Source organism: Bifidobacterium sp. WK041_4_12, assembly GCF_041080795.1.
Classification (GTDB): Bacteria; Actinomycetota; Actinomycetes; order Actinomycetales; family Bifidobacteriaceae; genus Bombiscardovia; species Bombiscardovia aquikefiricola.
Map to the genome: position 1 here is coordinate 15,673 of NZ_CP129674.1, position 13,591 is coordinate 29,263.

Genomic DNA, 13,591 nt, shown 5'->3' on the forward strand with positions numbered 1-13,591 from the left:
AAAGCGCTCAAGGAATCTCTCCTCAAATGGGCTCGTTGCGTCACATATCGGAACAACGACAATAGTAGATGCTACAGACTGTATAAGGCTAGAGTTTTATGAGATTGCGCAGCGCAACAGCCACGCAACAGCAGCGCTCTAACATGACGGTGACTTGATTCTTACACAATTATCACTCACGAGTGGCATCCGATTCGGCTGCAAGATATCCGAGCAGTCGCTGAACGGATGCAGCATTCAACAGTCGAGAATGTGCGCGCGTAATTCCGGCACCGACCTTGATGCTCCACGAGTCCTCCGGCATGACGGCAAACATGGTCTCGTCCGTCGAGTCATCGCCAGCGGCAAGTATGAAGTCATAGTCTCCGCTTTCAATGATCGGGGACACGGCCTGACCCTTGCTCACGGCGACTGGGCAGACTTCAACGACCTTGGAATTTTCCATAACCATCAGCCCAAGCTTTCCGGTGATTGCACGGAGCTTCTCAAGAAGTCTTCCACGCTGATCATTCGCCTTGCGCTGATCGCTCAGACGATAATGCCAAGCCATGGCATCATCCTTGTACTCGATGAACGATTTTGCGAGAGCATTGACTGAGTCCTTCATAATCGGCTCAATCTGCCTCTTCCATTCTTCAGCGTTAGGCAGACCTTCGAGACGAGTCCACTTGCGGCCCTCTCCAACGTCTTCCATGGACTCATAGTCACTTCGCCAGACACCGTGCTCTGCAATCAGGGCAACCGGCAGATCGCCAAACCATGCATTCATGGTTTCATGCGAGCGCCCTGAAACAATCTCAAGCTTGACCCCCGGATCCGAAGCAACGCGACGAATCAGCGCGCGCAGACCGTGTGTAGGCTTTGCGCGCTCTGGTGTTCGAACGAGCGGTGTGAGTGTGCCGTCATAGTCCAGCAGCAGCAGACGTTTCTTCGCCCCATCCCACTGCTCCATGATGGTGTTGCGCTGATCCATGCGCAGACGCTTGTCTGCAAGGCTGGAATCAGCAACCTGTGCAAGCGAAGCCAAGAATCCGGTGCACCATGTGGCTGCAGTTCTGAACTTCAAGCGTGCCTGCATCGCAATGTTGCGACGCCTTGACTCCTCATTCGAAATTTCCAGAGCTTCATGCAGCGCCTCACACACGGCAGAGGTGTCGTAAGGATTGACGATGAAAGCCTGATCCAATTCGCGAGCCGCGCCGCACATATCAGAAAGTACGAGGGCACCTGCACGACCGTCATGGCATGCAAGGTATTCCTTGGCCACGAGGTTCATGCCGTCTCGGAGGGGCGTGACCAGGGCGACGTCTCCGGCAGCGTAGATGCCGCATACAGGCTTGATTGGCAGGGAGCGGGTGATGTAATGGATGGGGTTCCATGACAGCAGCGAATATTTGCCGTTGATCTGGCCGACTAGCTGGTCGACTTGCTCCTTCAAACGCTTATAGGTCGGAACATTTTCACGCGATGGGGTTGCCAACAGATAGTAGGTGACGTGACCAATCCATTCCGGATACTTGTCGAGCATTTGCTCAAAGGCACGCAGACGTTCTGGAATGCCCTTGGTATAGTCGAGCCGATCGATGGAAACGATGACCTTGTTTGGCTTCGGACTGTTGGAGGCAGCAGAATTGGCCAAAGCCAGTTCGGGCAGATCTTCGCTTGAATAGTGGCTCCACCATGCGCCTTCCTTGGTGGAAGCCTCTGTCGCCGCATTGCTTTCTGCAGTCAACGACGTTGCATAGCGTTGGCCCGTTCGTTTGCCACATACCGATTCGATGCCTCTGCGCATTTCCGTTGCAAGATTGGAACGCGAAGTTCTGCGATAGAGATTGTAGTCAATGCCAATCGGGAATGCGTCGATGGTGCTCCTACGACCATCCTCCATCTCGATATGGCCTTGGTCGTCTACATCTTTGTCAAGAAGAAGCTTGACTGAGGCATTGAAACTGTTCGCATAGTCGACCGTGTGGAAACCAACCAGATCAGCCCCCAAGATACCGTTGAGAATGTCACGGCTCCATGGCAACGAGCGGAAGATTTCAGGACTTGGGAATGGGACGTGCAAGAACCAGCCGATGGATGCCTCCGGGAAGCGTTTGCGCAGCATCTGAGGAAGCAGCATCAGATGGTAGTCCTGAATCCAGATGGTATCGCCCTTATGAATGAGCGGGGCAATCTTGTCTGCGAACTTCTTGTTCACTGCCGTATAAATGTCGAAGGTCTCTTCATCGAAGTTTGCCTGATGCGCGAAATCGTGAAGCAGCGGCCACAACGTATCGTTGGAGAAACCTGCATAGTAGCCCTTGACTTCTGATTTCTTGAGGAAGATCGGGACACAGCGTCGTTTCGAGAACTCCTTCTTGATGCTTTCAACTTCCGATTTTGTATGGTTGGACGCATCGATACCACTCCAACCAACCCAGATGCTGTCACGATGTGCCTTATGATATGGTCCGATTGCCGTTGCCAGGCCACCAACATTCTGTCTCAGTGTGAATGTTTTGTCTTCGGTTTCTTCCATCGAAAACGGCAGTCGATTTGAAACTATTATGAGTCTTGACATGAAATCCTCCCCGGTTGCCGGTGGAAATAAGCCCGATCCAGCTGCTCAATGTGAGCGTTTCGTGTTTAAAGTCCTTCTCACGTTAAGCTATAGCACATCGCAATATCGGGTTGAGAGACATCCGATAAAGAACACGCCAAATCTGGTCGTAATCAAACTTGACTCAATTCAGTCATCGCAGCGGTCGATCATGCCGTTCATCAAGATTCAGGGGGCTGGATACCCGTGACGTTGGCGCTCAGACACATGTCCTGCATCTCGCCTTTCACCGATTCTGCCGACAGAAGATGCACTCCCATCTTCAAACCGCACTAGCGCACATCCCCTTTGAAGACTTCATATACTGCTATCGAGGAAGCAGCTGACCATGCTTGAGGGTGACAGGATGCCGGGTATGCGACCATATTCGGGGCCTTATCTCCCGAAAACAGTTCAGGCATCTGATAGTTGAAGATCGCGGCAGCATCAATGAGTCCGTTCCCAATCTCTCTGGCCTTCTCTTTCTCACCTTCCCTATAGAGTCCGAGCATTGCTATTGCAGTGTCGTGAGCCCACACAGAACCGCAGTGATAGCTCAACGGCCAATAACCTCCAGAGTTGCAGCTCAATGTACGAATGCCGTAGCCGGAATTCAATTCCGACGACATCAGACGCCTGCTCACTGCCTGTACCTCGTCCTCTTCGAGGATGCCAGTACCTAGCAGATGGCCCATATTACTGGCCACCGAATTGACAGCATGCTTATGCCCATCGAGTGCGACCGCGGGATAAGGGCCAAACTCGTCTTCCAGCCAGAAACTGGAAGAGAATCTTTCCTTGAGTTTGCTCGCCCACGCTCTCAATTCCACAGCACCATCTCGTCCAAATGCATCGAGCACGCGAGCACCGTCCATTGCCGCCTGATAAGCATATCCTTGAACCTCACACAAGGCGATCGGTCCTTCGGCAATGGTTCCGTCCATCCAACGAACCGAGTCGCCAGAATCCTTCCAGCCCTGATTTGTCAACCCATGGCCGGTCACATCAATGTATTCCAGAAAACCATCGCCGTCTGCATCTCCAAACTCTCTCATCCAGCTCAAGGCTCTTTCCATATGTGGAAGGAGCGTCTCCGCCTGCGATTGCGAGATCCCTGAGTCCACAAGCTCAGCAAAGAGAATGATCCAGAGAGCCGTGGCATCGATTGTTCCATAATATAGAGGTGGCAAACTCAGATGGCCCTGCGAAAATGCTTCTCCATAATCCACGGCTGCCGCTCGCAGTTCATGAGGAATCTTGCCCGGTTCTGCATTTGTTTCAAGATTGAATTCATCCGCTTGGAAATGGGCCAGCGTGCGCAATGTTCCCAATGCTGGAACGCTGGTTATGGGGAGCATGAATCGGGCCGCCCATAATGAATCTCGCCCAAAGAGAGTAAAGAACCAAGGCGCTCCGGCAGCGAAGAATTCATCGTTCGGCAAACTGGGTATCGACATTCGCAAACCTTCAAGGTCTCGAAGTGACCTATCAATCCACGCATCCAGATTCTTATCACCCGTGTCTATTACCGTGTCATGCCAGGAGGCCTTTCCCTGAGCAGGGATTACGACTCGTGTGGGCGATTGTGTATTCACGTCGAGCATGAACTCGCACTGATCGTCAGATCCGACTTCAGCATCCCACTGGAAGGTGCAGTCCAATCCTTGGTAGGTAATTGATGGAACTGGAACTGCACTCATGCGTAGAATCATGGATGGCGAACGTGCCTGAAGCTCGGCATCGGTATGCTGTACATGCAATGATTTCAGAGCTTCCTGTTGATTCTCCATTCCTCCTTTAAGACTTTGCATATCGGTGTTATCAATTCGAATCTGCACGCCGAATGTAAACTTCAGTGCTTTGTGCAACCCGTTCAACACTTGGAACCTGAGCGTAAGCGCGTCTTTGTTGATTTCCCGAAATTCATTGATTCGGAACACGGGGTCGACCGTAGCGCCACTGATATTGCGGGCTAGATATGTATTGCTTGTAGCATGCGAACTTGTTATTGAATTGTTCACTAATTCTGGCGCAAGACCGTTGATCGTTACCTCGATTTTCGAGATCAGTCTGGTATCCCCAACATAGAAGCCGCTGATTCCATGACCGTCTACGGCACCTTCGCGGCTGCTCCAAAGCTGTGCTGGAGCTGAGAGAATGACTTGCTTGTCATGAACCCACGGTTGTGCAGAAGCTGCATGCAGGGTCGCATCATCGTTAGATTTCATCGTTGAACTCATTTCGCGTGATCTCATTCCTTGACTGAACCTTCATTGGTATTCATGATCCGTTTTTGGAATATAAAGAATAGGATTGCTACAGGAACGGTCATGATTGCCGCTGCAGCAAGCTTTATTGGATATTGTGTACCGGCACTGAGCTGACCACTTGCCAGAGATGCGACTCCTTTTGTCAGTGTCATCAATGATGGAGACTGCGTGGCAACTATGAAGTGAGACAGCTCGTTCCAAGAACCTTGAAACGATAGAATCGTGATTGTTATCAGCGCTGGACGAGCCATCGGTAGAACGATTGACCAGAAGATTCTGAATGTCCCAGCTCGGTCGATTTTTGCCTGTTCCTCAACACTCTTCGGGATCGATTCAAAAAAGTTTTTCATGATGAACACACCGCTGGCATCAATCAACAACGGAAGAATCATGCCAAAATAGCTGTCATAGATTCCAAGACTTTTGATAATCAGGAATTTAGGAATCAGGAGCACGACCATGGGAACGCTCATAACAGCCACCAGCATCGCGAAAATGGTCTCACGACCTCTGAATTTGAGGCGGGACAATGCGTAACCAGCCATCGAATCGAAAAACACACGTCCCGCAGTGACACATACAGTCACGATTACCGAGTTCTTGAACCATAGTGGAAAATCGGAATTCAAGAACAAGCGCCTATATGCTGCAGTCGTCCAGATCTGTGGAACCAAGGATATCGGATGAGCTGCGGCATCAGCATCGGTTTTGAAGGATGTCGCTATCTGAATGATGAAGGGCATGATATAAATCATGGCCAGAATGATCAAAGCCATATACAGTATCCAAGAGCTGTTGGAAATGGCATGCGCCACTTTTCGGACTCTCCTTGAGTTCATATTCCTCCCTCGAACTGGAGAATTCTGAGTAGCTATCGCTTGGTGTTCACTCATGATGATCTTCTCCCCGACCAGAAGCGTTCGCGCTACTGCTCAATTGAGATGCGCTGACATGGCGCAATCCACGGGTTTCTGATTTCAATGCTTCGTAGTACGCAATCTTCCGACGCGACATTTTTCGATCTTTCATGATCTGGCGCTGAATCCAAGTCATGACAACGATGATGACGAAAAGAATGAACGAAATGGCGGCTCCCTGACCCCACTCTTGATTATCAAATGCAGCACTGTACGAGAGATAGGCAGGGGTGAGGGTGGTTTTGGAAGGACCGCCCTTCGTGCCCGTATAAATCTGATCGAATACTTGCCATGTTCCAATGATGCCAAGAGTGACGACAGTGAATATCGTTGGTTTCAGTTGAGGAACCGTGACATGCCAAAGCCGTTGCCATGCATTCGCACCATCCATGATTGCCGCCTCTTCGGTCCCCTCACCGATGCTCTGGAGCGCAGCAATGAACATCAACATGAACGTACCCGAGGTCGTGAAAATGACCATGAGTATTATTGCAAACATCGCCACTGAAGGACCTGCCAGCCAATCCCACCAACTGATTCCTAACAAACCATGCTGAGTCAGCGCTGATGGCCCCCTGCTGACACCGAGATGTGCCAGCAGTATCTGCAACAATCCTCGTGGATCATTGAACCAATTCGGCCCTTTGACACCGAACCACGAAAGGACCGCATTGATTGAACCAGTAGATCCAAAGAGAAACAGCCAAAGAACTGTGATAGCGACGGAGCTCGTGACCGAAGGAAAGTAAAAAGCTGTCCTGAAGAAGCTTCTTGCCTTGAGAATCCTACGATTGAGCATGACCGCAAGCAACAAGCTCAAGAGCGTCTGCAACGGTACGACAAGCAACGTATACCAAGCATTGTTGCGAATTGCCGTGCCAAAGTCGCTTTGAGCCAATCCCGGGGTGGTGAGAACCGACTCATAGTTCCCAACGCCAATGAAGTGAACGCCAGCGGAGAATGGATTCCCACGACCAGTCCAATCTGAAAAACTCACCCATAAAGCCATGATTATTGGAATGACGAGGAATACACCAAGAATGATCAGCATGGGTGCACAAAAAAGCCATGCCGATAATTGCTCTTTTGCATGCTTGATCTTTTTGGGAGCATATGGAACAAAATCATTTCCCGTGGATTCGGTATCGGTTTTGGCAAACATACCTGATCCTCTCTCTTGAATGCGGTGCAGGATTCGAACCGCAGCTTTGCGGGTGACGCACCGCTTCAGCGCTACTTATAAATTGCCTCAAGGTTGGTCTGTGTCTTGTCTAGAATCGCTTTCGGCTCGGTATTTTTCAACTGTGCCAGTTGAGAGTCAAAATCTGAGACTACAGTGCTTGCTCCCTTGGCAGCTGGCACACCGATGGCGTACTTAAGACCATCAATGAATGGTGCTTGCTGAGGATATTCCTTTTCCCAATCTGCAGCGAACTTCGAATTACCAGGCATGATTCCAAATGCCTTGGCAAACTCCATGATTACGCTCTCGCTCGTCAGATACTTCACTAGGCTGACGGCACCTTTCTGATCCGGACTGTCCTCTGCGATACCCCAACCGTTGGTGAACTGCATGGTTCCCTTGCCTGCTGGTCCAGAAGGCAAAGCAATCACCTTATATTTCACACTCGGATAATCGGCAGCGAGAGAGCCCAAAATCCAGTTACCTTCGATTGTCATCGCCGCTTTCCCGGTACCGAACGCCTCTCCACCCCAACCAGTTCCAAGATCAGAAGAAAACGCCGTGGACCCAGATGCAATGAGCTTCTTGACCTCGGTCAGGCCTTTCAGACTTTGCTCTGAATTGGCAGTCGCCTTGGTCCCCTTCGCATTCACCAATCCCCCACCAGCTTGGGCCATAAAGGTTCCGACACGCGCATATTGAGGTGAAAAGCTCAGTCCAACATGGCTTGATGTGGTGAGCTTCTTTGCGACGTTCTCCAATTGCGCCCATGTCTTGGGATAGTCAGATGCCGTTAACCCTGCAGCAGACCACATGTCCGTGTTGATGACCAATTGCAGCGTTGAAACATCCTTTGGTATCGCATACAACTTTCCCTTATATGTCAGGCTTTGGAGCAGACTAGGGTAGTAATCGTCCCGATTGGATATTTGATCGCCGTAGGCGAGCAGAGAACCACTAGATGCATAGCCTGCAAGTTGGTCCGGTGCCAGGTAGAAGACATCTGCTGGGGAACCAGATGCAAATCCTTGAGAAAGCTGTTGGTTAATATCACTCGCAACCGAAACAGTAACCTTTCTGTCGTTTTTCGTTGCCCAATCCTGAACTGCCTTCTTCACGGCCTTTGTTTCCGGATCCCCTGAGGATGCAATGAGAATGTTGAGTCCCTTGGTCTTATCCGATGTGAGTGAACCCGAAGTCGGTGAGTTCTCACTGCTGAATCCACTCCCGCCACAACCTGCCAGCAACATTGCAAGAACTGAAAAAGTTGATGCGACTACAGCCAGTTTCCTTTTCATGATTCTTCTCCTTACGCTACAGTCTTTGAAATCAATCATTAAGTTTTTAACGTTACAAAATTTGAGTTTGAAGAATACAACTATCCGAGTAGACGCATGCCCCTTATTTCTTTTCCCCCAAGCTAAGTTCGACTTTGAACTATGACTGAAACAATTTTTACGTTCCAATTTATAATCATAATACGGTATCATTGCAGATAATGTCAACTCTGAATATGTGAATATTCTCAAGTGGGCATCACCACGAAAGGCGATTTATGGCAAGCATCAAAGACGTGGCGCGTGACGCAGGAGTGTCGTCTCAGACCGTTTCAAACTATTTCAATAACCCATCTATCGTCACAGTGAAGACGAAGGCTAAGGTAGAAAAATCAGTGCAAAAACTTGGGTATATTCCCAATGCATCTGCACGAAGACTCAGAAACCAGCGAAGCTACACGCTTGCGGTAGGAATTGCCCCTTCTGGATATTCTCAGATCTTCGACCCCCTTCTCCATGCACTCGTCAGTGAGGCCGACAACCATGGATTAAGGATCATGCTGTACAAAACCGATTCAAAAACCGATGAAATCAGGCAATTCAAATCTTTGGTTTCAGGCGGAGACGTCGATTGCTTCATACTCACCGATACCGTATATGACGATCCACGCATCACATGGCTTACTTCTCACAACCAGGCATTCGTACTCTTTGGAAGACCCTGGGGGCAAGAGACCGACAGGGATTCATCGACGGCATGGGTGGACGTGAACGGCAGATTGGGCATTGCAGATGTGACTCGTCATCTTATTGTGACAGGGCACCGACGCATCGGCTTTCTTGGCTGGCCGGATCCATCGGGAACTGGCTCAGACAGACGGTCGGGTTGGGAAGATGCAATGCTTACGGCAAAGCTCGCCAGCAAAGATGAGCTGAAGTCGCTGCAAATCGAGTCTGAAGACAATATTCGAGCCGGCCAATTAGCATGCCAGAAACTGCTTAGAAAACATCCGGATTTGGATGCAATAGTCTGTGTCAGTGACACTCTCGCAACCGGCGCGCATACCTTTCTGCGTCAGGATTGTCACATCGATATAACGGGCTTTGACAATAATTCCTCTGCACAATCGCTCGGATTTATATCGCTCGAACAACCAAGCTCCGAGATTGCACACGAACTTGTCCGCATTGCCATCGAGAAAATCAGCGAAATCGAGCATGGTACAGTACACGCTGACCTGCAGTCTCAGCATGTGCTGTTAACGCCACGGATTGTACATGGGTGATTGAGCAGTGCGCCCAGTGCAAGCGTGATGCCACATCGTGACGCATCGAATGGCTGAGCCTGCAATCATATGAGACGATAGACAAAAGCTTCCCATGGAGATAGGGAACCCGTCAACAGTGAAGCGGCGGTATTCTCAGCTGGATAGGTGCTCAGCAGCACACGATTCGAATCAATTCCACCCAGAGAAGATATTTCTGCGGAAGACCTATCCACTCCCAATCTTCTCGCTGTCATATCAGGCACGCGGGTCGAATGCGATGAAAGATTCACTACAACGAGCAATTCTCCATTATCATGAGATTCCCCATATCGATCGGAGCCTTCATCACCCGGGAGCGAGCGCGTGAACGCGTAGACATGGGGGTCATCTGCATCGAGGAGATGCCATTCCCCGGCCGCAACAAGAACGTTGGTATGCCGCAGTTCGATGAGTCGCCTATAGAAGGCAAGAACGGAGTCATCGTCCTTGTTCTCGCGCTGGGCGTTGATCACATCATGGTTCGGATTGACCGATATCCAAGGCTCGGTAGGGGCATACGAGGCTGTAAAACCAGCATATGTGGTCGAATCCCACTGCATGGGTGTGCGCGCATTGTCTCGGCTCATCACCCCCATCGCATGCAGCATGGATTCGGACGACTGCACCTTAGCTTCTACTACCCGCTGACGATACAGGTCAAGGGACTCAATGTCGCGATACTGGTCGAGTCTGGTGAAACCGGCATTCGTCATGCCCAGTTCCTCACCCTGATAAATGTAAGGTGTTCCGCGATGCATGTGAAGCAGCAGACCAAGCGCCTTTGCAGAACGAGAGCGCATCTCCTCGGATGACGTGTCTCCCCAGCGCGAAACCACGCGAGGCTGGTCATGATTATCGAAATACAAGCTTGCCCAGCCAGCCTTGCGAACCGCTTCCTGCTGATTCGACATGACGGTTCGCAATTTGCCTACCTCAAACGGCAGCACATCCCACTTTGAAGAACCCTGATCGATGCCTACCTGTTCAAAGAGAAACAGCATATCCAATTCCTTGTTTTCAGGATTGGTTATGTCACCAATTCTCGCAGCCTTCAGCCCTGGTGCCTCGCCAACGGTGAGGTATCCTTCCCGCTTGCTGAATACTTCGCGACGCATCTCTGTAAGAAATTCTTCAAGCCGTGGACCATCGCAGCAGAATCCGGACGGATCCGAGAAACCTTCTGGTCCTACCGGATTGTCTTCCAGCTGACTTCCAGCCTCGCCGGGCAAACGGCCGTGCGCATCCATGAATTTCGAAATCAACACGATGACATCCATGCGGAAACCGTCGATGCCACGATCCATCCACCAGTTCATCATTGCATATACTGCATTGCGAACCGCTGGATTCTCCCAGTTCAGATCAGGCTGCTTGCGAGAGAATTGATGAAAGTAATATTGACCGCGTTTGTCGTCATATTCCCAGGCAGAACCACCAAAGTATGAGCCCCAGGCATTGGGCTCCGCACCTTGTTCGCCAGGCGTGGTACCGGGGCGCGCGTCACGCCACCAGTACCAGTCAGCGTGCTCGTCGTTGCGGTCACGGGAAGCTTGGAACCAAGCGTGCTCGTCAGAGGTATGGTTGACCACCAAATCCATGACAATCTTGATGCCACGATGATGTGCCTGAGCAATCAGTTCATCCATGTCATCCAAGGTGCCGAACATGGGGTCGATGTCCTGATAGTCAGCAATATCATAGCCGTTGTCGTCCTGTGGAGACCGGTACACCGGGCTGAGCCAAATCACGTCAACGCCAAGGTCTTGCAGATAGTCAAGACGGGAGGTGATGCCGGGGATGTCACCTAAACCATCGCCGTTGGAATCCTGGAAGCTTCGTGGATATATCTGATACACCACGGCGTTCGTCCACCAAGGGTTCGGGGTTTCGCCATTCGTACGAGTCGAATCCGATATAGAGACACGCTGTTGTGTAGTCATTACACGTACTTTCCTTACTTGATTTGATATGGGAACCGCTGTCGAGGGTTGTCGGGGATTGCCAAGGATTGTCAAGGATTGTCAAGGATTATCAAGGCTGATGCTTGAGTTTTGGTTCGCGCTTCGGAGGATTTTGCATGAAGCACAATAACCAGATGCGGGGGTCGGACGTGACCGACGTGCATTGAATCCCGCTGATTATTGTGCTTCGTACAATCGTCACAGCCTTGAGGCGACTGCCTCCAGGCCACTCACTGAGACTACTTCACTGCGCCTCTCATAACACCGGATATGACCCAGCGTTGTGCGAAGACGTAGACGATGAGAATCGGAGCCATGGCCATCAGATAGCTGGCGAAGGCCATGGGATAGTTGGTCGCAAACTGCGAACTGAAGACATACTGCGCCAGAGGAATCGTCTGATTCGACTGATCGGTCAGCACGATCAACGGCAGAAGGAAGTCATTCCAAGCCCATAGTGCAGTCAGAATGGCGATGGTCGCGTTGATGGGTCCCATCAACGGGAAGATGATCTTCCAGAAGATGCGCCAGGTGCTTGCACCATCGATTCTTGCAGCTTCCTCAAGCGACACAGGAATCGAACGAATGAATCCCGTGGCGATAAAGAGATTCGTTCCTAAGCCGAGAACAGTGTAGAGCATGATTAGACCGAGCTGATTGTCGAGATGCCAGCTACCGAACTGCTTCGCGATGGGGAGCATGACAACGGGGAAGGGCACGAACATGGCTGCGATGAAGAAGTAGTAGAGGAAGCGGAAGAAGCGCTTGTCCATGTTTCTTGCGATGGCATACGCCACAAAGGTGTTCGTGAACAGGGTCAGCACCACGGCCGCAACCGTGATGATGGCCGAATTCAATGCCGCCTTCGGGTAGTTCACCTTGGCCGACGCATCGGCAAAGTTATGCCATTCCCAGCTTGTGGGCAAACCGAAGCCACCGGCCTCTGCAGGCGTCTTCAACGCGGTGACGACGGTGAAATACAGCGGAATCAGAATGGTGAGCGACAGCACAGCGATGACTGCGGTGAGCCACCAGTTCACTTGACGGTGGCTATGCCACTTGGAATCAGTCTTTGTGCTTTGCTTGCCTTGCGAGCCTGAATTCGAAATCGTTACAGAAGTCATGTCAGATCTTCTCCTTGTTACCGAAGAACTTCAGCTGAATGAACGCGATGATTGCGAGGACGATGAAGAACAGTACCGCGTTAGCGGTCTCGTATGCATATTCTCCACCGGTCAGGCCGTTCGTATAAATAAGGTAGGTAACCGTTTCCGTAGAGGAATCAGGGCCACCTTGAGTCAATGCCATAACCTGATCGAAGGTTCCGAATGCGTTCTTCATGCTCAGCACAAGGTTGATGGTGAAGAACGGTCCGATAAGCGGGAAGGTGATTTGCCAGAAACGCTGCCACGGATTGACACCGTCAATGGATGCTGCCTCGTAGATCTCACCATCAATCGTCTGCAGACCTGCAAGATAAATCAGTGTTGAGTAGGCAACGCTCTGCCACACGGCAAGGAACACGATAGGAACCCATGCATAGTGTTCACTGGTGAGCAAGGACTGCGAAAGCCAGTTGATGTGCAGCGCCTGCCCAATCTCTGGAAGCGGCGTCATGAAGATGTACTTGAAGACATAGCCAATAACCAGCACTGCCAGAGTGTAGGGGATGAAGAAGATCGCTCTGAAACCATTCTTGAAGAGAATCTTGCCGTTCAATGCAACCGCCAAGAACATGGCAATCAGGTTCACGAGAATCGTGATTGCAACGGCAATCAGGAAGGTGAACAGATACGCATGTCCGACACGATTATCGATGAACAGCGCGAAGTAGTTCTTCAGACCGATGAACTTCGACTGACCGTATCCTTGCGAATTGGTGAATGAATAGCCAACGCCCTGAATGAATGGAACATAGAGGAACACTGCAAAAACCACTGCAGCAGGAACAGCCATCCAATAGTAGACGTGATCCACCTTGCGCGTTGAAAAAGCACTCTTGCGCTTCTTGCGAGGCTTACCCGCCTGGGGAGCCGAACTCGATACCGGAACATTCGTCATTGCCGGTGATTGTGCATTTGCCATGATTCTT

General features: G+C 50.8%; 9 protein-coding genes. 1 reads left to right on the forward strand and 8 read right to left on the reverse strand.

The genetic code is table 11. The features are described 5' to 3' along the window. Positions 1 to 172 precede the first annotated feature (172 nt). The 5 genes from otsB to QN215_RS00080 all read right to left on the reverse strand — a co-directional run bounded on the left by otsB (position 173) and on the right by QN215_RS00080 (position 8,420). The gene (gene otsB / locus QN215_RS00060; RefSeq protein ID WP_369344158.1) at positions 173 to 2,566 is read right to left on the reverse strand and encodes a trehalose-phosphatase; all 2,394 of its coding nucleotides are present in this window, start codon (positions 2,564 to 2,566) and stop codon (positions 173 to 175) included. Positions 2,567 to 2,877: 311 nt separating this feature from the next. Then, the gene (locus QN215_RS00065; protein WP_369344159.1) at positions 2,878 to 4,812 is read right to left on the reverse strand and encodes a glycogen debranching N-terminal domain-containing protein; all 1,935 of its coding nucleotides are present in this window, start codon (positions 4,810 to 4,812) and stop codon (positions 2,878 to 2,880) included. Between the two features lie 23 nt (positions 4,813 to 4,835). After that, positions 4,836 to 5,630: a carbohydrate ABC transporter permease gene (locus QN215_RS00070; RefSeq protein ID WP_369344160.1), complete on the reverse strand. Its 795-nt coding sequence runs from the start codon at positions 5,628 to 5,630 to the stop codon at positions 4,836 to 4,838. 109 nt (positions 5,631 to 5,739) lie between these two features. Beyond that, positions 5,740 to 6,933, reverse strand: a complete 1,194-nt coding sequence (locus QN215_RS00075; protein WP_369344161.1) for a carbohydrate ABC transporter permease — start codon at positions 6,931 to 6,933, stop codon at positions 5,740 to 5,742. 71 nt (positions 6,934 to 7,004) lie between these two features. Next, on the reverse strand, positions 7,005 to 8,420 hold the full coding sequence (locus QN215_RS00080; RefSeq protein ID WP_369344162.1) for an extracellular solute-binding protein: 1,416 nt from the start codon (positions 8,418 to 8,420) through the stop codon (positions 7,005 to 7,007). Between the two features lie 89 nt (positions 8,421 to 8,509). Here QN215_RS00080 and QN215_RS00085 point away from each other — a divergent pair, with 89 nt between their 5' ends. After that, positions 8,510 to 9,517: a LacI family DNA-binding transcriptional regulator gene (locus QN215_RS00085; protein ID WP_369344163.1), complete on the forward strand. Its 1,008-nt coding sequence runs from the start codon at positions 8,510 to 8,512 to the stop codon at positions 9,515 to 9,517. Between the two features lie 65 nt (positions 9,518 to 9,582). Here QN215_RS00085 and QN215_RS00090 read toward each other — a convergent pair whose 3' ends face one another. The 3 genes from QN215_RS00090 to QN215_RS00100 all read right to left on the reverse strand — a co-directional run bounded on the left by QN215_RS00090 (position 9,583) and on the right by QN215_RS00100 (position 13,560). Then, positions 9,583 to 11,478: an alpha-glucosidase gene (locus tag QN215_RS00090; RefSeq protein WP_369344164.1), complete on the reverse strand. Its 1,896-nt coding sequence runs from the start codon at positions 11,476 to 11,478 to the stop codon at positions 9,583 to 9,585. 260 nt (positions 11,479 to 11,738) lie between these two features. Next, positions 11,739 to 12,623 (reverse strand): carbohydrate ABC transporter permease, encoded by an 885-nt coding sequence (locus QN215_RS00095; RefSeq protein ID WP_369344165.1) that lies wholly within the window; start codon positions 12,621 to 12,623, stop codon positions 11,739 to 11,741. A gap of 1 nt (position 12,624) precedes the next feature. Next, positions 12,625 to 13,560, reverse strand: a complete 936-nt coding sequence (locus tag QN215_RS00100) for a carbohydrate ABC transporter permease (RefSeq protein ID WP_369345003.1) — start codon at positions 13,558 to 13,560, stop codon at positions 12,625 to 12,627. Positions 13,561 to 13,591: the final 31 nt, after the last annotated feature.